Below are 18,650 nucleotides of genomic sequence, written 5' to 3'. Positions count from 1 at the left end.
GAGACCGTCTACGGCCTCGGCGCGCACGCGTTCTCCGAGAAGGCAGTCGGCGAGATCTACCGGCTGAAGCAGCGGCCGTCCTGGAACCCGCTGATCGTGCATGTGGCCGACGTGGCCGCGGCCCGGGACCTCGCGGAGACCTGGCCCGAGCAGGCCGACGAGCTGGCCGCCCGGTTCTGGCCCGGACCGCTCACCCTTGTCGTCCGCCGGGCCCGGCACCTGCCCGGCATCGGCGCCGCGAACGACACCGTCGCGATCCGGGTTCCGGCGCACGACGTCGCGCTGCGCCTGCTGGAGGCGTCCGGCCTGCCGCTCGCCGCACCGAGCGCGAACCGGACCGAGAGCATCTCGCCGACCACCGCCGAGCACGTGGTGCGCAGCCTGCCGGACGTCCCGCTGGTGCTGGACGGCGGCGCCAGCTCGTGGGGCATCGAGTCGACAGTGCTGGACCTGACCGGCGCGGTGCCGCGGCTGCTCCGGCCGGGCGCGCTCGGGCTGCGGGAACTGCGCGACGTGACCGGCGCGATCACCCTGCCCGAGTCGGAGACCGAGGACGGCGCGGCCCGTAACTCACCCGGGATGAGCCGGCGGCACTACGCGCCGCGCGCCCGGGTCATCCTCCGCAAGGACGTCCAGGACACGGACCGCTCCGGCCTGGCCGAACCGATCGGTGTGCTGGCGTACGAGGACGGTCCCTTCGCGGAGGTCCTGTCCTCGGATCCGGCCGAGTACGCCGCCGACCTGTACGCCGCGCTGCACCGCCTCGACGACGCCGGTGTCGCGACAATCCTGGTCCAGGAGCCGCCGCAGACCGAGGAGTGGCTAGCCGTGCGCGACAGGTTGACCAGGGCTGCTGCCCAATGAACCCTGGCCCAGTGACTCCGCGGTGGCCGTGATGTTGCGGGCCATCCCGTTGAAGACGATCCCGTGGAACGGCAGCACCGAAGCCCAGTAAAGGTGCCCGCCCAGGCCGCGGGGCAGGAACACGGCCCGCTGCCGGTACACGCTGCCGCCCTCGCCGTCCGGCTCGGCGCGCATCTCCAGCCAGGCCCGGCCCGGCACCCGCATCTCGGCGCGGAGCCGCAGCAGCGCGCCCGGCTCGATCTCCTCGACACGCCACCAGTCCAGCGCCTCGCCGACCCGCAGCCGGTGCCGGTCGCGCCGGCCGCGGCGCAGGCCGACACCGCCGGCCAGCCGGTCCATCCAGCCGCGCACCGACCAGGCCAGCGGGAACGAGTACCAGCCGTTCTCGCCACCGATCCCTTCGATCACCCGCCACAGCTGCTCGGCGGGCGCCTGCACCGGGCGGGACCGCTCGTCGACGTAGACGCTGCCACCGGACCAGTCCGGGTCGCTGGGCAGCGGCTCGGCGGCCGCGTCCCGGCCGGAGGCGCTGGTCCAGCGGGTCTCCACGTCGGCGTCCCTGATTTTGGTAAGGGCCCGCCGGGCGGCCTCGTCGAAGCCCAGCGGCTCGTCGAAGCCGAGGATCTCGGTCAGGTCGTTCTCATGCGCGATCGCCTCGTGCACCAGGCTCGCCACCAGCGGCCGGGCGATGGCGTGCGGCACCGGGGTGATCAGGCCGACCCAGTGCGCGGACAGCCAGGGGCTGAGGACCCGGGTGGGCACGATGATCCGCCGGGGCAGGCCGGCCGCCTTGGCGTACCGGTTCATCATCTCGGCGTAGGTGAGCACGTCCGCGCCACCGATGTCGAAGCCCCGGTTCACCTCGGGCGGCAAGCCGGCCGCGCCGATCAGGTACCGGAGCACGTCACGGACCGCGATCGGCTGGATCCGGTTGCTCACCCAGCGCGGTGTGACCATGGCCGGCAGGCGCTCGGTCAGGTACCGCAGCATCTCGAACGAGGCGGAGCCGGAGCCGATGATCACCGGGGCGCGCAGCACTGCTGTCGGCACGCCGCTCTCCAGCAGGATCCGGGCCACCTCGGCGCGGGAGCGCAGGTGCGGTGACGGGCGATCGCCGGGCGCCGGCTCGGGCCCACCGAGGTAGACGATCCGGCGTACCCCGGCGGCGTGGGCCGCCTCCGCGAAGTTGCGGGCCGCTTCCCGGTCGCGCCGCTCGAAGTCACGCTGCCCGAGCGAGTGCACCAGGAAGTACGCGACCTCGACGCCCTCCATCGCGGCGGGCAGGGTGGCCGGATCACTCAGGTCGGCCTGGACGATCTCCACCTGGTCCGCCCATGGGACGTCGCGCAGCCGGCCGGCGCTGCGGGACAGGCAGCGGACCGTGTGGCCGGCTTCGAGCAGGCGAGGCGCCAGGCGCCCGCCGATGTAACCGGTCGCGCCCGTGACGAGACATCGCATGTCCGATCCCTTCCCCAGCCGAATCCAACCTCATAAAAGACTGTGCCCGCGCGAGGACCCTTCGAAGCCATATGCTGCGAAACGCAGGGTTTCGCGAGGGGAGACCAGGTGGGCACCTTCTGGGGTCCGGACTTCGCAGCGCTCCAACGCGACGATCCGGAGATCGCGACCGTCCTCCTCGACGAGCTCGCTCGTCAGCAGGAGACTCTTCAGCTGGTGGCGAGCGAGAGCTTCGCCTCGCCGGCGGTGCTCGCCGCTCTCGGCTCCACGCTGGCGAACAAGTACGCCGAGGGTTACCCCGGCAATCGTTACTACGGCGGCTGTGCGCAGGTGGACCGGGCCGAGCAGCTCGCCATCGAGCGGGCCATGGAGCTCTTCGGCGCTCAGCACGCGAACGTCCAGCCGCACTCCGGCGCGTCGGCGAACCTGGCCGCGTACGCCGCCCTGGCCGAGCCCGGTGACCCGGTGCTCGCGCTGGGCCTGCCGCACGGGGGACACCTCACGCACGGCAGCCGGGCCAACTTCTCGGGCAAGTGGTTCCACCCGATCGCGTACCGGGTGGACCCGGACACCGAGGAGATCGATTACGACGAGGTCCGCGACCTGGCCCTCGCGCATCGTCCGAAACTGATCATCTGCGGCTCGGCCTCGTACCCAAGGTTGATTGATTTTGCTCTGTTCCGCGAGATCGCCGACGAGGTGGGCGCCTACCTGATGGTGGACGCCGCGCACGTCATCGGCCTGGTCGCCGGGCGTGCGGTCCCGTCGCCGGTGCCGCACGCCGACGTGGTCACCTGCACCACCCACAAGGCGCTGCGCGGCCCTCGTGGCGGCATGATCCTCTGCCGGGAGGAGCTGGCACAGCGCGTCGACAAGGCGGTCTTCCCGTTCGCGCAGGGCGGTCCGATGATGCACACGGTGGCGGCGAAAGCGGTGGCGCTGCGCGAAGCGGCCATGCCGAGCTTCCGGAGGTACGCTCAGCAGACCGTTCGTAACGCCCGTGCCCTCGCGGCCGGGCTGACCGCCGAGGGCATGCGCCCGGTCACCGGCGGCACGGACACCCATCTCGCTCTGCTCGATCTGCGCGATCTGGGCGTCCGCGGAACGGAAGCCGAGGCGCGTTGCGCCAGAGCGCGGATCGCTCTCAACAAGAACGCGATTCCGTACGATCCGGAGAAGCCCGCCGTGGCCTCCGGAGTCCGGGTCGGCACGCCGAGCGTCACCTCGCAGGGCATGGGGGAGGACGAGATGCGGCGGATCGCCGGGCTGATCGGGGCGGCGGTGCGCAGCGACCCGGCCACAGCCGGGGGCGCGAGCCGTCTCGACGAGGTGGGAACGGAAGTGTCGGAGCTGGTCCGGCGTTTCCCTGTTTACGCACAACAGGAGGTCATGGCGTGAGTGGAAGTGGACCGGTGACGGTTCCCGCCGTACAGGATGAGGAGCCGGAGCGTCCGCTCCCGGATCTCGCAGCGCTTCCCGCCGACCCGCGCTGGCGGGTCGAGCATCTGCCGTTCCTCTCCGCGGTCTGCATGGCGTTGCTGCTGTTCGCGGCCTCGGCCGGGTACCTGACCGGCGGCGCGCAGTCCGCGGTCGGCGCGGCGGCCGGCGTGCTGATCGTGACCATCAGCTACACGATGAGCACCCTGGTCATCGCCTGGGCTGACACGGTTCGTCCGGCACTTCTCATGCCGCTCGGTCTGCTTACATATACGGTGAAGTACACGATTCTCGGCGTGATCCTCGCCTACGGCGTTTCGGCCGATTGGTCGGGCAAGACGGCGCTCGGCCTGGGCATCGTCGCGGGCGTCATGGTGTGGACCGGCGTGCAGGCCTGGTGGATGTACCGGCGGGCTCCGCGAAAGTGATCTAGGGCACGGTGTCCTGGCTGGTCAGGAGGGTCCAACTCGGTCAAGTGACCACGATCCGGTGACCCCCTCCCTTGTGCCGTGTTCCGTTTTGGCGCGACAGGAGTACCGTGTCCTTCCAGTTGCGAGACCTCTGACGCCTGGACAACGAAGGTTGTGCGGGGGGTCCCGCTTAGCTTCGTGTTTCCTGCTGATATCGTTCGGGCCGTCATGACCGGCCAAGAACCTCCCCCCGAATCTCGCGGTGACAAGGGTCAGCAGCAACCACCTCCCGACACGGGAGTGGGCATGACCGCCGTCTCCTACCTCATCGCGGGCATGTTGGTGTGGGGTGGAATCGGTTGGCTGGTTGACCACTTCGTCGGAACCAAGGGCATATTCGCCGGCATAGGCGCCGTCCTCGGTGTCGCCGGTGGTGTGTACCTCATCGTGCGCCGGCTCGGCGCCTGACAGGAAAGGGCCATGGTGATCGGTCAGTCGACGGTCCTCGCGGCGGCGTTCCCGCCCAGCGTCGAGGACTTCTACCTGCCCAGCATCCTGCCTTGGGGCGAGCACGACAATTACTGGTTCACCAAGGTAACGCTGCTCATCTGGGTTGCGGTTGCGGCGATCATCATCTTCTTCCTGGTGTCATACCGGAAGCCGAAGTTGGTACCGACCAAGAAGCAGTGGATCGCGGAAAGCGCCTACGGCTTCGTCCGTAACAACATCGCGGTCGAAATGATCGGTCCGGCCGGCGTGCGATTCGCGCCGTACCTGACGACGTTGTTCCTCTTCATTCTCGTGAACAACTTCTTCGGCATCGTGCCGCTGATCCAGATGTCGCCGATGTCGCACATCGCGTTCCCGGCGGTGCTCGCGGTGATCAGCTACGTGATGTTCATCTACGTCGGCATGCGGCACCACGGCCCGCTGAAGTACTTCAAGCACGCGCTCATCCCGCCGGCGCCGTGGTTCATTCTGCCGCTGCTGATTCCGATCGAGTTCTTCTCGAACTTCCTCGTGCGTCCCTTCTCGCTGGCGGTTCGTCTCTTCGCCAACATGTTCGCGGGCCACATGCTTCTGCTGGTGTTCACGCTGGGCGGCTTCGCGATGATCAACGCGAACGTCCTGCTGGCGCCGATCTCGCTGCTGTCCTGGGTGCTCACGGTCGCGCTCACGCTGCTCGAGTTCCTGGTGATCTGTCTCCAGGCCTATGTCTTCACGGTGCTTACCGCGAGCTACGTCCAGGGCGCGCTCGCAGACGAGCACTGAGTTCCACCCGAACCATTAGTTACACCCCGTTGTCGTCCCGCGTGACACTCACGTGAGATACCAGGAGGAATTAGCAATGGACCTTCTCGCCGCCGTTGAGGGCAGCACCGCCGCCATCGGTTACGGTCTCGCTGCGATCGGCCCCGGCATCGGCGTTGGCCTGGTCTTCTCGGCCTACATCCAGTCGACCGCGCGCCAGCCGGAGTCGTCCCGCCTGACCCTCCCGTACGTCTGGATCGGCTTCGCCGTCATCGAGGCGCTCGCGCTGCTGGGCATCGCGTTCGGCTTCATCTGGCAGGGCCCGATCTCCTGACTTTCAGCCTCGTTGGGAGGTGTCCATGATCAACCTCTATCTGGCCGCTGAAGAAGGCGCCACCGAGCACAACCCGATCATCCCGATCTGGCAAGAGATCGTGGTCGGCTCGGTTGCCTTCGCGGTGCTCTGCTTCGTGCTGATCAAGTTCGTCTTCCCGCAGATGGAGAAGACGTTCCAGGCACGGGTCGAGGCCATCGAGGGTGGCATCAAGCGCGCCGAGGCCGCTCAGGCCGAGGCGAACGAGCTGCTGGAGCAGTACCGGACGCAGCTCGCCGAGGCCCGTACCGAGGCCGCGCGCATCCGTGACGAGGCCCGGGCGGACGCCGAGGGCATTCGTCAGGACGTGCTGGGCAAGGCTCGCGAGGAGTCGGACCGCATCATCGCGGCCGGCAACGAGCAGCTCGCCACCCAGCGTGAGTCGATCCTCCGCGAGCTTCGCTCCGAGGTCGGCACTCTCGCGGTCGACCTGGCCGGCAAGATCGTCGGCGAGGCTCTGGCCGACGAGGCCCGTACCCGCGGCACCGTCGAGCGCTTCATCGCGGACCTCGACACCGCCGGCACCACGGGTGGGCGGCGCTGATGACGTCGAGCGTAAGCCGCGAGGCCTACGGCGAGGCGTCGGACCGGCTGACCGCGGACACCGCGACGGCAACGGCTTCGCAGCTGGCATCGGTCGCCGACGAGATTCTGTCGGTGGCCGGCCTGCTGCGGGCCCAGCCCCGGCTGCGCCGGGCGCTGACCGATCCGTCCCGGCCCGGCGCCGACCGCGCCGAGCTGGTGCGGTCGCTGCTGTCCGGCAAGGTCTCCGAGACCACGGCGAACGTGCTGGGCGCTCTGGCGGCCGGCCGCTTCTCCAAGCCGGTGGAGCTGCTGGACGCGACCGAGCGTCTCGGTGTGGAAACCGTCCTGGCCTCGGCCGATCGTGACGGCAAGCTGATCGACGTCGAGGACGAGCTGTTCCGGTTCGGCCAGATCGTCTCGGGCGATTCCAAGCTGGAGGTCACGCTGAGTGACCCCGGTGCGGCTCTCGAACGGCGGGTTAAGCTGGTACAGACCTTGCTGACCGGCAAGGCCCACGCGGCCACCGTCCGGCTGGTCGAGGTGGCGCTTGAAGGCTTCGGTGGCCGTGGTTTCGTGGCATCGCTGAACCGCCTGGTCGAGCTGACCGCGGCGAAGCGGGACCGCGAGGTGGCGTACGTGACGGTGGCCAAGCCGCTCACCGACGCCGACGAGACCGCCCTGGCTGCGAAGTTGTCCGCCATCTATGGCCGCGGAGTGTCGCTGAAAGTGGACGTCGACCCATCGATCATCGGTGGTGCCAGCGTCCGCGTCGGATCCGACCTCTACGACGGCACGATCCTGCGCCGGCTGAACGCTGCCAAGCAGGCGTTCGCTAAATAGTCCTTTCCCCTCGATTTCTTATCGAGAAGGCCCCTCGGCGGCGGCGACGTCCCGAGCTAGACAGAGAAGGCAGAGGATGGCCGAGCTGACCATCTCCTCGGACGAGATCCGGGGGGCGCTAGAGCGCTACGTCTCGTCCTATTCGCCCGAGGTCTCCCGCGAGGAGGTCGGCATCGTCTCCGATGCGGGCGACGGAATCGCGCATGTCGAGGGCCTGCCCTCGGTAATGGCGAACGAGCTGCTCGAATTCGCCGACGGCACCCTGGGTGTCGCGTCGAACCTTGACGTCCGCGAGATCGGCGCCGTGATCCTGGGCGACTTCGCGAAGATCGAGGAAGGCCAGCCGGTCAAGCGCACCGGTCGCGTCCTCTCGGTCCCGGTCGGCGACGCCTTCCTGGGTCGCGTGGTCGACGCGCTGGGCAAGCCGATCGACGGTCTCGGCGAGATCGCCAACGAAGGCTTCCGCGAGCTCGAGCTGCAGGCGCCGAACGTCATGGCGCGGCAGCCGGTGAAGCAGCCGCTGCAGACCGGCATCAAGGCTATCGACGCCATGACGCCGATCGGCCGCGGCCAGCGCCAGCTGATCATCGGTGACCGCAAGACCGGTAAGACCACGGTCGCGCTCGACACGATCATCAACCAGAAGGCCAACTGGGAGTCCGGCGACCCCCAGAAGCAGGTCCGCTGCATCTACGTGGCGATCGGCCAGAAGGCCTCCACCGTCGCCAGCATCCGGGGCACCCTGGAGGCGCAGGGCGCGCTGGAGTACACGACGATCGTCGCGTCTCCGGCTTCCGACCCGGCCGGCTTCAAGTACATCGCCCCGTACACCGGTTCGTCCATCGGACAGCACTGGATGTACAACGGCAAGCACGTCCTGATCGTGTTCGATGACCTGACCAAGCAGGCCGAGGCGTACCGCGCCGTGTCGCTGCTGCTGCGTCGCCCGCCGGGCCGTGAGGCGTACCCGGGTGACGTCTTCTACTTGCACTCCCGCCTGCTGGAGCGCTGCGCGAAGCTCTCCGACGAGCTGGGTGGCGGCTCGATGACCGGTCTGCCGATCATCGAGACGAAGGCCAACGACATCTCGGCCTTCATCCCGACCAACGTCATCTCGATCACCGACGGTCAGATCTTCCTGGAGACCGACCTGTTCGCCTCGGGTGTCCGCCCGGCGATCAACGTCGGTACCTCGGTCTCCCGCGTGGGTGGTTCGGCGCAGGTCAAGGCCATGCGTACGGTCTCCGGCCGGCTGCGCCTCGACCTGGCCCAGTTCCGTGAGCTGGAGGCCTTCTCGGCCTTCGCCTCCGACCTGGACAAGGCGTCGCGTGCTCAGCTCGACAAGGGCGTACGCCTGGTCGAGCTGCTCAAGCAGCCGCAGTACTCGCCGTACTCGACGGTTGACCAGGTCATCGTGATCTGGGCCGGCACCACCGGCCAGCTCGACGACATCCCGGTCGGCGACGTGCGCCGCTTCGAGCAGGAATTCCTGCAGTGGGTGAAGAAGCACCGCAGCGACGTCTACACCGCGGTCGAGTCGACGAACCTGCTGACCGACGACAACATCGAGAGCCTGAAGTCGGGCGTCGTCGAGTTCAAGAAGGTCTTCCAGAGCGGTTCCACCGAGAGCGGTAGCTAGGCATGGCCGGTCAGGTACAGGCGCTTCGGCGGCGTATCCGCACCGTCAAGTCGACCAAGAAGATCGCCAAGGCGCAGGAGCTGGTCGCGACCAGCCGCATCGCCAAGGCGCAGGAACGGGTGAAGGCTTCCCGGCCCTACTCGGAGGCGATCACCAAGGTTCTCGGTGCGCTCGCGTCCAACGCTTCGGTCGACAACCCCCTGCTGGTCGCGCGTGAGCGCGTCCAGCGGGCGGGTGTCCTGCTGATCACCAGTGACCGTGGCCTGGCCGGCGCCTACAACGCCAACGCCATCCGCGCCTCCGAGCAGCTGATCGCTGCGCTGAAGTCGGAAGGCAAGGAGGTGGCGCTGTACGTGGTGGGCCGTAAGGGCACCGGCTACTACCGGTTCCGCAACCGTGAGGTTGCCGCCAGCTGGACCGGCTTCTCCGAGCGCCCGTCGTTCGCCGACGCCAAGAACGTCGGCGACGCGCTGATCGAGGCGTTCTCGGCCGGTTCCACGGCGGACGGCACGTTCGGTCCGGAGAACATCGCGGGCGTGGACGAGCTGCACATCGTGAGCACCGAGTTCAAGTCCTTGATGACGCAGTCCGCACAGGCGAAGCCCCTCGCGCCGGTGCAGGTCGAGGAACAGGCCGAGGAGTCCGCCGGCCTTCGTCCGGCGTACGAGTTCGAGCCGGACGCCGACGAGTTGCTCGACGCGCTGCTTCCGAAGTACCTCAACACGCGGATCTACGCGGCGTTGCTGGACTCGGCGGCCAGCGAGTCGGCTTCGCGCCGGCGGGCGATGAAGAGCGCGTCGGACAACGCCGACGATCTGCTCAAGCGGTACACGCGCGAGATGAACTCCGCGCGGCAGGCTGCGATCACCCAGGAAATCAGTGAGATCGTCGGCGGCGCCAACGCGCTGGCCGCGGCAGGAAGTGATGTGTGATGACTGCTGTTGCTGAGCCCACCAAGACGGAGACCAGCGTCGGCCGCGTCGTCCGGGTCATCGGCCCGGTCGTCGACGTCGAGTTTCCCCGTAACGCCATGCCCGCGATCTTCAACGCGCTGCACGTCGAGGTCACTCTCTCCGAGGGCACCAAGAAGCTGACCATGGAGGTTGCCCAGCACCTGGGTGACAACCTGCTCCGCGCGATCTCGATGCAGCCGACCGACGGCCTGGTCCGCGGTTCCGCGGTCACCGACACCGGCGCGCCGATCTCGGTGCCCGTCGGCGACGTGACCAAGGGCCACGTGTTCAACGCCCTCGGCGAGGTGCTCAACGTCGACCCGTCGACGCTGGACATCCAGGAGCGCTGGTCGATTCACCGCAAGCCGCCGGCGTTCGCGGACCTCGAGCCGAAGACCGAGATGCTGGAAACCGGCATCAAGGTGCTCGACCTGCTCGCGCCGTACGTGCGTGGTGGCAAGATCGGCCTGTTCGGTGGCGCGGGCGTGGGTAAGACGGTGCTCATCCAGGAGATGATCATCCGTGTTGCCCGTAACTTCGGCGGCACCTCGGTGTTCGCCGGCGTCGGCGAGCGCACCCGTGAGGGCAACGACCTCATCCTGGAAATGGACGAGGGTGGCGTTCTGGACAAGACCGCCCTGGTCTTCGGCCAGATGGACGAGCCGCCGGGCACCCGCCTCCGGGTCGCCCTGACCGCTCTGACCATGGCGGAGTACTTCCGTGACGTCCAGAACCAGGAGGTGCTGCTCTTCATCGACAACATCTTCCGGTTCACCCAGGCCGGTTCCGAGGTCTCCACCCTGCTCGGCCGTATGCCGTCCGCCGTGGGTTACCAGCCCACCCTGGCTGACGAGATGGGCGAGCTCCAGGAGCGGATCACCTCGGTCCGTGGCAAGGCGATCACCTCGCTGCAGGCGATCTACGTGCCCGCCGACGACTACACCGACCCGGCGCCGGCCACCACGTTCGCGCACCTCGACGCGACCACGAACCTCGAGCGGTCGATCTCCGACAAGGGCATCTACCCGGCCGTGGACCCGCTGGCTTCCAGCTCGCGGATCCTGGCACCGGAGTTCGTCGGCGCCGAGCACTACGCGGTGGCCCGTGAGGTCCAGCGGATCCTTCAGAAGTACAAGGACCTGCAGGACATCATCGCCATCCTCGGCATGGACGAGCTCTCCGAGGAAGACAAGATCACGGTCCAGCGGGCCCGCCGCATCGAGCGGTTCCTGTCGCAGAACACCTACGCGGCGGAGCAGTTCACCGGCGTTCCCGGCTCGACGGTCCCGCTGAAGGAGACCATCGAGGCGTTCAAGAAGATCGCCGAGGGTGAGTACGACAACTTCCCCGAGCAGGCCTTCTTCATGTGCGGTGGCCTCGAGGACCTCGAGAAGAACGCGCACGAGCTGATGAAGGGCTGATCCAGCCCCTTCTTCGATCGAAAGAAGCCGCGCCGGCAGTACGCCGGCGCGGCTTCTGCGTGTTCGCCTGATTCCTCTGCGTTCATCCAACCTGTGAAGTATGTTTCCGCAGGCTGTGAAGGGGAATCGAGGTACCGGTTCACGCCCGGAGCTCGGGTACTCTTGGCCGCGCGTTGCCGTGCCGGCAGAGGTTGGGGATCGGGTGGCTAAGTCTTTCAAGCGTCGTGCGCCGTTGTGGACGCGGCTCTGTGCCGTGTTCGGCAGTGTGCTCATGGTCGTGAGCGGTGGCGTCCTGGTGGGCGGCAACGCGCTGATCTCGCGGTACACGAGCGCGGTCGACGCCGGGGGCACCCTGATCGGCGACCCCGCCGCGGCCACTCAGAAATCCGAGATCAAGGGCCCGATCAACATTCTGCTCGCGGGCATCGACCCGCGTGACACGAAAACGGCGCCGCTCTCCGACTCGATCATCGTGGCGCACATCCCGGCCAGCATGGATCAGGTCTACCTCTTCTCCATCCCGCGCGACCTCTACGTCGACATCCCCGCCTTCGAGCCGACCGGCTTCAAGGGCGGCAAGTCGAAAATCAACGCCGCGATGTCGTACGGGAGCTCGGTCGGTAACGGCGAGCACGACGTGAAGCAGGGTTTCCAGCTCCTGGCGAAGACGGTCACCAAGCTCACCGGCATCAAGACGTTCGACGCCGGCGCGATCATCAACTTCGGCGGCTTCAAGAAGATCGTCGAGGCCATGGGCGGCGTCACCATGACGATCGACCAGAACGTGAAATCCGAGCACCTCCAGCCGAACGGCAAGGCGCGCCCGCGCATCCCCGGCTGTGACAAGTGCGCGCACCCTTACACGGGGGCACAGAAGACGTACAAGAAGGGCACCTACCACCTGGAGGCGTGGGAGGCGCTCGACTACGTCCGCCAGCGGTACACGCTGCCGAACGGCGACTACGACCGGCAGCGGCACCAGCAGCAGTTCGTCAAGGCCATGGCGAAACAGGCGATGAGCAAGGACGTCGTGTCCAACCCGACGAAACTGCTCTCGATCCTGGACGCGGCCGGCGACTCGCTCACCTTCGACGGTGGCGGCAACAGCGTCATCGACTGGGCGGTGGCGCTGCGCGGGGTCAACACCGACGACATGACCTCGATCAAGCTGCCCGGCGGCGGCCTCTTCGAGCAGGGGTCGAACAAATACCTCGGCGAACAGCTCAGCGGCGACTACGAGCAGTTCTTCCAGGCGGTCAAGGACGATCAGATCGCGCCGTTCCTGCTCGACCACCCGGGATTCGTCAACGTCAACAGCTGACCCCGTACCACGTCGGCGCGGACGGCCGTTTAGACTTCACCCGTTCAGGTTCTGTAGTCAGAGGGAGACAGCGTGGCCAACCAGCTGCACGTCGAGGTCGTCGCCGTCGAGGAGAAGGTCTGGGCCGGCGAGGCCGAGATGCTCGTCGCGCGGACCACCGAGGGTGAGATCGGTGTCCTCCCCGGCCACTCGCCGCTGCTCGGCCTGCTCAAGGAGCCGTCCCAGGTCCGTGTGAAGCTCGCCGGTGGCGAGCAGCTCACCTACGACGTGGCCGGTGGCTTCCTCTCGATCGACGCGAACGGCGTCACGGTGCTCGCTGAGAGCGCCACGCCGGCCACGCCCGAGTCGCACTGACGCCGGCGATGCGGGTTCTGGAAATCGCCGGAATCTGTATCGTCACTCTGCTCGCGCTCCTCTTCGCGATCTTTTTCCGCCGCCGGCTGCTGATGGCCGGCGGCGGAACCATTCGCCTCCAGGTCCGGCTCAGCACGATGGTCCCGGGCCGTGGCTGGTCTCCCGGGCTCGGCCAGTTCGTCGGTGACGAGCTCCGGTTCCACCGCATGTTCAGCCTGGCGATCCGCCCCAAGCGTGTCCTGGACCGGCGGTTCCTCGCGGTCGAGGAGCGGCGACTGCCCACCGGGCCGGAACGCCTCACCATGCCCGGCCACTGGGTGGTCCTGCGGTGCGCGAGCAGCGGCACCCAGATCGAGATCGCGATGGCGGAGACCACGGTCACCGGGTTCAGCTCCTGGCTGGAGGCGGGCCCGCCGCGTGACCCGACCGCGCTGCGCAGCCGGCCGGTGTTCGGCCCGCGCCCGACCGAGCCATAAGAGCCGGATTGGCTCTCGCCGCACGTCGCTGACCTGCCCTAACGTCGGTCACATGCGGATCCGAATCGTCGACGCCTTCACCGACAAGCCGTTCTCCGGCGCGCCGGCGGGCGTCCTGCTGCTCGACGCCTTCCCCTCCGATGACTGGATGCAGCGGGTCGCCGCCGAGGTCAACCACGCGGAGACGGCGTTCCTGCACCCGCTGCCCGAGGGCGGCGACGCCGACTGGGCCCTGCGCTGGTTCACGCCGGCGGTGGAGGTGGCCCTCTGCGGGCACGCCACGCTCGCGGCGGCCCACGTGCTGAACCCGGCCGCTCCGATCCGGTTCGCCACCCGCAGCGGCGTCCTGAGGGCGTCCGTTGACGACGGCCTGATCACCCTCGACTTCCCGACCGCCCCGCTGACCCGGGTCTCGACCGATCCCGCCCTGGCCGCAGCCCTGGGCGTCGGATCGCGGGGAATCGTGGCGGCGGGTATCGAGGCGGTGGGCGTCGAAGGGCTGGGCGTCGAGTCTCGGGGCGGCGCGATCCTGGCTGTCCACCACACGGGCCCGGACACCGACGATCTGCTGGTCGAGGTCGCCGACGAGCAGACGGTCCGGACGATCGTCCCCGACCTGCGCGCCCTGATCCCACTGTCCGGCCGCGGCGTGATCGTTACGGCCGTGGCCGATCCCGGTGCCGGCCACGACTTCGTGTCCCGTTTCTTCGGCCCGGCCGTGGGCGTCGACGAGGACCCGGTGACCGGGAGCGCCCACACGGCCCTGGCTCCGTACTGGTCGGCCCGCCTGGGCCGCACCGACCTGACCGGTTACCAGGCCTCACCCCGCGGCGGTTACGTCCAGGTCTCCCTCCGCGGCGAACGAACCCTCCTCCGAGGCCGAGCCGTCACCGTCATCGACGGCGAACTCCTCGCGCCCGTCGGCGAGCCGTAGCCCAGGTGTGTAATCCGCCCCTGATTCCATGGCTGGACTACGGCTGACCGGGTCCGGCCGTAGTCCAGCCACCTCAAAGCCCGGCCATTCCAGACCTGAGCTACGGCTCGCCCCGCCAACCGGCCCAGAGCGCCTTGCCCAGAGCGCCTTGCCCAGAGCGCCTTGCCCAGAGCGTCCGCCCCAGAGCGTCTGGCTCGGAGCGCCCGGCTCAGGGCTTTCGGCCCAGAGCGCCCGGCTCAGAGCCGCCGTGGCCCCGGTGCCGCTTTGGCGCCGGTGCGGGCCTTGGCCTGCGGCTGGCTCGTGCTTGTGGTCGCCTGGGAGCTGAAAACGCGACCGTAAGCGCGAGCCGGCCGCGACCAGGTCCGAGATCTAGGCGACTAATGGTCGCTATGTGGGCGGAACTTGCCAAGATCTCGACGAGCGGGCGGGCGGACGGTGGGGGCTAGCGCTGGCCGCCGGGGATCCACTTGACGTCGCCGTCTGGGTTGGCTGCCCGGGACAGGATGAACAGGAGGTCGGAGAGGCGGTTCAGGTATTTGGCGGGCAGCACGCTGGTGGTGTCCGGCTCGGCTTCGATCAGGGCCCACGTCGACCTCTCCGCGCGCCGGGCCACCGTGCGGGCCACGTGCAGCAGGGCGGCGCCCGGTGTCCCGCCCGGGAGGATGAAGCTGTCCAGCGCGCTCAGCTGCTCGTTGAACTCGTCGCACCAGCCTTCGAGGCGGGTCACGTAGTCCTCGGTGACGCGCAGCGGGGGATAGGCCGGCGGCTCGGACGAGAGTGGGTTCCCCAGGTCGGCCCCGAGATCGAAGAGATCATTCTGGATGCGGGAGAGCACTGTGCGTACCCCCGAAGGGAGATCGCCCAGGGCGAGGGCCGCGCCCAGCGCGGCGTTGCACTCGTCCGCGTCCGCGTAAGCCGCGATGCGGGGCGCGGTTTTCGGCGCGACCTCGTTGTTGACCAGACGGGTCTGCCCGGCATCGCCGGTTCGGGTGTAGATGCGGGTGAGATGTACGGCCATGCGACCCACCCTACGAGCTGACCCTACGAGGCGGCGCGGGCGCGGGAACCCTACGATTGCCCGCGTGGATGTGATCAGGGTGAAGGGCGGCGCGCGGCTTGCCGGCGACGTCGCTGTCGGCGGGGCGAAGAATTCGGCGCTGAAGCTGATGGCGGTCGCGTTGCTGGCCGAGGGCCGGAGCGTGGTGGCGAACGTCCCGCGCATCACGGACATCGCCATCATGGGCGAGGTGCTGCGCCGGCTCGGCTGCGACGTCGAGCTCAAGGGCAACGAGGCGATCATCGACGTGCCGGCCGAGCCCGGTGCGGAGGCCGACTACGACCTGGTCAGGCGGCTGCGCGCGTCGATCTGCGTGCTCGGCCCGCTGCTGGCCCGGCGCGGGTTCGTGCGGGTGGCGCTGCCCGGCGGCGACATGATCGGCTCCCGAGGGCTGGACATGCACGTGTCCGGCCTGGCCCGGATGGGTGCGGAGATCTCCAACGAGCACGGTTTCGTGATCGCGTCGGCGCCGCAGGGGCTGCGCGGTTCCAAGATCTGGCTGGACTTCCCGAGCGTCGGCGCCACCGAGAACCTGCTGATGGCGGCCGTTCTGGCCCGCGGCGTGACGGAGATCGACAACGCCGCCCGGGAACCGGAGATCGTCGACATCTGCGACATGCTCACCGCGATGGGCGCCAGGATCGAGGGCGCCGGCACGTCGACGCTGATCGTCGAGGGGGTGGACGGGCCACTCAAGCCGGTCCAGCACACCACGGTCGGTGACCGGATCGTCGGGGGTACGTGGGCGTACGCCGCAGCGATGACCCGTGGCGACGTGACAGTGCACGGCGTCCGGCCGGAGTTCCTGGACATCGCCCTGGACAAGCTGGTCCAGGCCGGTGCGACGGTCGAACCGGGCGACAACAAGTTCCGGGTACGCATGACCGAGCGCCCGAAGAGCGTCGACATCGTCACGCTGCCGTACCCGGGGTTCGCGACCGACCTGCTGCCGATGGCGCTGGGTCTGGCCGCCGTGGCCGAGGGCTCGTCACTGATCACCGAGAACATCTTCGACGGCCGCTTCATGTTCGTGAACGAGATGGTGCGACTCGGCGCCGACATCCGTACCGACGGCCACCACGCCGTGGTGAACGGCCGGGACCGGCTCTCCGGAGCGCCGGTACGCGCCACCGACATCCGGGCCGGCGCCGGCCTGGTCATCGCCGGCCTCTGCGCCGACGGGGTGACCGAGGTGGGCGAGGTCCACCACATCGACCGCGGTTACCCGGACTTCGTCTCCGACCTGGCGAACCTGGGCGTCGAGGTGGAGCGGACCGACGTGCCGGAGCCGACGTTCGATTTCTAGCTCCGGGTTCGATTTCTAGCTCTGGGCGAGCCTGCGCGCCTCCTCCACCTCCTCGGCGAAGACCAGCACGGTGACCCGGCCATCGCGCCGGGTCGCACTTGTCGCTCGGATGCCCGCATCGGCGAGCAGCCGCCGGATCTCGTCGGCGACCTCGGTGTCCTCCGTGACCGCCGCGGGCCAGAGCAGTCCGTAGTCCTCGCACTCGGAGAAGATCGAGAGACCGTCCGGTTCCGCGCCGGGTGCGCCGGTGGGCTGCAGGCCCATTCGCCAGAAGACCGCGCCGAGAAAGCCGACAAGACCGACGGCGATCAACGGTCCGATGAGGTACCAGCCGTCGCTCGTGGCCATGGGCACAGTGTGGCACCGCCAAGCGATGTTTTCATGGGATTTGACCCGATCGAGAACCCGTGCTGAATCACCGTTAAGTAACCCGGCTAAGGTGAGCCCCAGTTACCCGACGAAGGAGTGGGATATGGCTGGTCGTCTCGCGGTCATCGGTTCCGGTTTGATGGGCTCCGGCATCGCGCAGGTCTCGGCGCAGGCCGGATGGCAGGTCACTATCCGGGACGTGGACGACGCCTCGCTCAACCGTGGCCTGGCCGCGATCGAGGAGTCGCTGACCCGGTTCGCGGTCAAGGGCCGGATCGCCGAGGCGGACGTCGACGCCACCCTGTCGCGGATCACCACCACCACCGACCTGGACGCCGCGTCCGAGGCCGACGTCGTGGTCGAGGCGATCTACGAGAAGATCGAGGCGAAGCACGACGTCTTCAAGCAGCTCGACAAGATCTGCAAGGCGGACGCGGTCCTCGGCACCAACACCTCGGCCATCCCGATCACCCAGATCGCCACGGTCACCTCGCGTCCGGAGTCGGTGGTCGGCATCCACTTCTTCTCGCCGGTGCCGATGATGAAGCTGGTCGAGCTGGTCCGCGGTTACCAGACCTCCGACGCGACCCTGGCCGCCGCGCGCACCTATGCCGAAGGTGTCGGCAAGACGTGCGTAGAGGTCAAGCGCGACGTGGCCGGTTTCGTCTCCAACCGCCTCTTCTCGGCGATCCTGGTCGAGGCGATCAAGCTGGTCGAGTCCGGCGTGGTCAGCGCCGAGGACCTGGACACCGTGATGAAGCTCGGCTTCGGCCACGCCATGGGCCCGCTCGCCACCGTCGACCTCACCGGCCTCGACGTGATGCTCAACGCGGCCGGCAACATCTACCGCGACACCGCCGACGAGAAGTTCTTCCCGCCGGAGCTGCTCCAGCGCATGGTCACCGCCGGCGACCTCGGCCGCAAGACCGGCAAGGGCTTCTACAAGTACTGACCCCGGTCACCCTCTGAAAGCCGGTGCGGCCTCCTGCCGCACCGGCTCTTCCATGCGTACGCCCCAGGGCCCCACAAACGCACCAAGGCCGAACCCCGCCTCCGGCGGCTACCGCCGGCACTCTGCGGCTCCAGTCCGCAAAGGCATCGCAACCCCGCCTGGACAGGCCCGACACCCGCTCCGCCGGACAGGGGCCCACGGTGTGCCCTCGTCTCGGCGGGTCCAGAGCCCACGGTGAGCCTCTGTCCGCGCGTCGCCGGAGCCATCCGTGGCGAGACCGGCGCCCACCCGCAGCGCGAGTGCAACCGCGGCCCAAATTCGCGCAGGTCAGAACGGATGTGTCGATTTCAGGTTCGATACGCGCCCGAACTCGACACGCAGCGGCGGGCCACTCGCAGCGTGTCGACTTCGGGCGCGCCGGGCGGAAAGCCGAGCCGGGCCGAGCCGTAGCTCAGACGTGTAATCGGATCCTCATAAGGTGCCTGAGCGACGGCCGAGAGGCGCGAGCCGTAGTCCAGACACGCAATCGCCGCCCCATGACAGCTCTGAGCTACGGCTCGCCCCCTCGGCAACGGGAACTGCGGCACCCGAACTACGCCGTGGTCCAACAGGCCGGTGCGCTCTGTCGCCACACCGGCCCATTGGCCGCCAGGATGCCGTCGAGACAACCGTGACAATCAGCCGGGCGATCAGCGATCAGCGATCAGCGA

Annotated in this window: 20 protein-coding genes; 17 read left to right on the top strand and 3 right to left on the bottom strand. The window is 68.5% G+C overall.

Translation table 11 applies throughout. The annotated features are described in order from the left end of the window. Positions 1–864: L-threonylcarbamoyladenylate synthase (locus tag B0I29_RS39905; protein ID WP_111654362.1), on the top strand; the 864-nt coding region annotated here is incomplete at its 5' end. Here the strand turns inward: B0I29_RS39905 and B0I29_RS39900 are convergent. Further along, the gene (locus B0I29_RS39900; protein ID WP_111654361.1) at positions 823–2,322 is read right to left on the bottom strand and encodes an SDR family oxidoreductase; all 1,500 of its coding nucleotides are present in this window, start codon (positions 2,320–2,322) and stop codon (positions 823–825) included. The genes B0I29_RS39905 and B0I29_RS39900 overlap by 42 nt on opposite strands. 108 nt (positions 2,323–2,430) lie before the next feature. On the opposite strand from B0I29_RS39900, the gene B0I29_RS39895 reads away from it, so the two are divergent. The 14 genes from B0I29_RS39895 (at position 2,431) to B0I29_RS39830 (ending at position 14,256) form a co-directional block, all read left to right on the top strand. Continuing rightward, positions 2,431–3,720: a serine hydroxymethyltransferase gene (locus B0I29_RS39895; protein ID WP_111654360.1), complete on the top strand. Its 1,290-nt coding sequence runs from the start codon at positions 2,431–2,433 to the stop codon at positions 3,718–3,720. Further along, positions 3,717–4,187 (top strand): hypothetical protein, encoded by a 471-nt coding sequence (locus tag B0I29_RS39890; RefSeq protein WP_245973136.1) that lies wholly within the window; start codon positions 3,717–3,719, stop codon positions 4,185–4,187. Before B0I29_RS39895 ends, B0I29_RS39890 begins: the two co-directional genes overlap by 4 nt. Positions 4,188–4,475: 288 nt before the next feature. Continuing rightward, complete coding sequence (locus tag B0I29_RS39885; protein ID WP_232050391.1) at positions 4,476–4,637, top strand: AtpZ/AtpI family protein; 162 nt, start codon at positions 4,476–4,478, stop codon at positions 4,635–4,637. Positions 4,638–4,652: 15 nt separating this feature from the next. Continuing rightward, the gene (atpB, locus tag B0I29_RS39880) at positions 4,653–5,441 is read left to right on the top strand and encodes a F0F1 ATP synthase subunit A (RefSeq protein WP_111654381.1); all 789 of its coding nucleotides are present in this window, start codon (positions 4,653–4,655) and stop codon (positions 5,439–5,441) included. 76 nt (positions 5,442–5,517) lie between these two features. Further along, positions 5,518–5,754: an ATP synthase F0 subunit C gene (locus B0I29_RS39875; RefSeq protein ID WP_111654357.1), complete on the top strand. Its 237-nt coding sequence runs from the start codon at positions 5,518–5,520 to the stop codon at positions 5,752–5,754. Positions 5,755–5,779: 25 nt separating this feature from the next. Beyond that, positions 5,780–6,337, top strand: coding sequence for a F0F1 ATP synthase subunit B (locus B0I29_RS39870; RefSeq protein ID WP_111654356.1), 558 nt, complete (start codon positions 5,780–5,782; stop codon positions 6,335–6,337). Beyond that, entirely contained in the window at positions 6,337–7,158 is an 822-nt protein-coding gene (locus tag B0I29_RS39865; RefSeq protein WP_111654355.1) for a F0F1 ATP synthase subunit delta, read from the top strand. Before B0I29_RS39870 ends, B0I29_RS39865 begins: the two co-directional genes overlap by 1 nt. A gap of 76 nt (positions 7,159–7,234) precedes the next feature. Next, on the top strand, positions 7,235–8,797 hold the full coding sequence (gene atpA, locus B0I29_RS39860; RefSeq protein ID WP_111654354.1) for a F0F1 ATP synthase subunit alpha: 1,563 nt from the start codon (positions 7,235–7,237) through the stop codon (positions 8,795–8,797). A gap of 2 nt (positions 8,798–8,799) precedes the next feature. After that, positions 8,800–9,729 (top strand): F0F1 ATP synthase subunit gamma, encoded by a 930-nt coding sequence (locus tag B0I29_RS39855; RefSeq protein WP_111654353.1) that lies wholly within the window; start codon positions 8,800–8,802, stop codon positions 9,727–9,729. Beyond that, positions 9,729–11,171, top strand: coding sequence for a F0F1 ATP synthase subunit beta (gene atpD, locus B0I29_RS39850; RefSeq protein WP_111654352.1), 1,443 nt, complete (start codon positions 9,729–9,731; stop codon positions 11,169–11,171). The genes B0I29_RS39855 and atpD overlap by 1 nt, the downstream gene beginning before the upstream one ends. A gap of 202 nt (positions 11,172–11,373) precedes the next feature. After that, positions 11,374–12,492, top strand: coding sequence for an LCP family protein (locus tag B0I29_RS39845; protein ID WP_181558216.1), 1,119 nt, complete (start codon positions 11,374–11,376; stop codon positions 12,490–12,492). Between the two features lie 72 nt (positions 12,493–12,564). Beyond that, complete coding sequence (locus B0I29_RS39840; protein WP_043524744.1) at positions 12,565–12,846, top strand: F0F1 ATP synthase subunit epsilon; 282 nt, start codon at positions 12,565–12,567, stop codon at positions 12,844–12,846. Positions 12,847–12,854: 8 nt separating this feature from the next. Beyond that, on the top strand, positions 12,855–13,322 hold the full coding sequence (locus tag B0I29_RS39835) for a DUF2550 domain-containing protein (RefSeq protein WP_111654350.1): 468 nt from the start codon (positions 12,855–12,857) through the stop codon (positions 13,320–13,322). Positions 13,323–13,374: 52 nt separating this feature from the next. Then, a complete protein-coding gene (locus B0I29_RS39830; protein ID WP_111654349.1) occupies positions 13,375–14,256 on the top strand; it encodes a PhzF family phenazine biosynthesis protein in 882 nt (293 codons plus the stop codon). Between the two features lie 442 nt (positions 14,257–14,698). Here B0I29_RS39830 and B0I29_RS39825 read toward each other — a convergent pair whose 3' ends face one another. Then, on the bottom strand, positions 14,699–15,274 hold the full coding sequence (locus B0I29_RS39825; RefSeq protein WP_111654348.1) for a cob(I)yrinic acid a,c-diamide adenosyltransferase: 576 nt from the start codon (positions 15,272–15,274) through the stop codon (positions 14,699–14,701). Here B0I29_RS39825 and murA point away from each other — a divergent pair. Further along, a complete protein-coding gene (gene murA / locus B0I29_RS39820; RefSeq protein WP_111654347.1) occupies positions 15,273–16,619 on the top strand; it encodes a UDP-N-acetylglucosamine 1-carboxyvinyltransferase in 1,347 nt (448 codons plus the stop codon). The genes B0I29_RS39825 and murA overlap by 2 nt on opposite strands. A gap of 15 nt (positions 16,620–16,634) precedes the next feature. On the opposite strand, the gene B0I29_RS39815 is transcribed toward murA, so the two are convergent. Next, positions 16,635–16,967 carry a hypothetical protein gene (locus tag B0I29_RS39815; RefSeq protein ID WP_111654346.1) on the bottom strand — a complete coding sequence of 111 codons (333 nt, stop codon included), beginning with the start codon at positions 16,965–16,967 and terminating at the stop codon, positions 16,635–16,637. A gap of 124 nt (positions 16,968–17,091) precedes the next feature. Here B0I29_RS39815 and B0I29_RS39810 point away from each other — a divergent pair, with 124 nt between their 5' ends. Further along, positions 17,092–17,940, top strand: coding sequence for a 3-hydroxyacyl-CoA dehydrogenase family protein (locus B0I29_RS39810; protein ID WP_111654345.1), 849 nt, complete (start codon positions 17,092–17,094; stop codon positions 17,938–17,940). Positions 17,941–18,650 lie beyond the last annotated feature (710 nt).

The sequence above is a fragment of the Actinoplanes lutulentus genome, from assembly GCF_003259845.1.
Lineage (GTDB): Bacteria > Actinomycetota > Actinomycetes > Mycobacteriales > Micromonosporaceae > Actinoplanes > Actinoplanes lutulentus.
Note: the sequence above shows the minus strand (reverse complement) of the source record. Positions and strands in the feature narration are given on the sequence as shown.

Excerpts from the sequence above, each read along its gene's own strand:
- B0I29_RS39900 (WP_111654361.1), bottom strand. The coding sequence starts at position 2,322 with ATGCGATGTCTCGTCACGGGCGCGACCGGTTACATCGGCGGGCGCCTG.
- B0I29_RS39885 (WP_232050391.1), top strand. The coding sequence starts at position 4,476 with ATGACCGCCGTCTCCTACCTCATCGCGGGCATGTTGGTGTGGGGTGGA.
- B0I29_RS39875 (WP_111654357.1), top strand. The coding sequence starts at position 5,518 with ATGGACCTTCTCGCCGCCGTTGAGGGCAGCACCGCCGCCATCGGTTAC.
- B0I29_RS39870 (WP_111654356.1), top strand. The coding sequence starts at position 5,780 with ATGATCAACCTCTATCTGGCCGCTGAAGAAGGCGCCACCGAGCACAAC.
- B0I29_RS39865 (WP_111654355.1), top strand. The coding sequence starts at position 6,337 with ATGACGTCGAGCGTAAGCCGCGAGGCCTACGGCGAGGCGTCGGACCGG.
- atpA (WP_111654354.1), top strand. The coding sequence starts at position 7,235 with ATGGCCGAGCTGACCATCTCCTCGGACGAGATCCGGGGGGCGCTAGAG.
- B0I29_RS39855 (WP_111654353.1), top strand. The coding sequence starts at position 8,800 with ATGGCCGGTCAGGTACAGGCGCTTCGGCGGCGTATCCGCACCGTCAAG.
- atpD (WP_111654352.1), top strand. The coding sequence starts at position 9,729 with ATGACTGCTGTTGCTGAGCCCACCAAGACGGAGACCAGCGTCGGCCGC.
- B0I29_RS39835 (WP_111654350.1), top strand. The coding sequence starts at position 12,855 with ATGCGGGTTCTGGAAATCGCCGGAATCTGTATCGTCACTCTGCTCGCG.
- B0I29_RS39830 (WP_111654349.1), top strand. The coding sequence starts at position 13,375 with ATGCGGATCCGAATCGTCGACGCCTTCACCGACAAGCCGTTCTCCGGC.
- murA (WP_111654347.1), top strand. The coding sequence starts at position 15,273 with ATGCGACCCACCCTACGAGCTGACCCTACGAGGCGGCGCGGGCGCGGG.
- B0I29_RS39825 (WP_111654348.1), bottom strand. The coding sequence starts at position 15,274 with ATGGCCGTACATCTCACCCGCATCTACACCCGAACCGGCGATGCCGGG.
- B0I29_RS39815 (WP_111654346.1), bottom strand. The coding sequence starts at position 16,967 with ATGGCCACGAGCGACGGCTGGTACCTCATCGGACCGTTGATCGCCGTC.
- B0I29_RS39810 (WP_111654345.1), top strand. The coding sequence starts at position 17,092 with ATGGCTGGTCGTCTCGCGGTCATCGGTTCCGGTTTGATGGGCTCCGGC.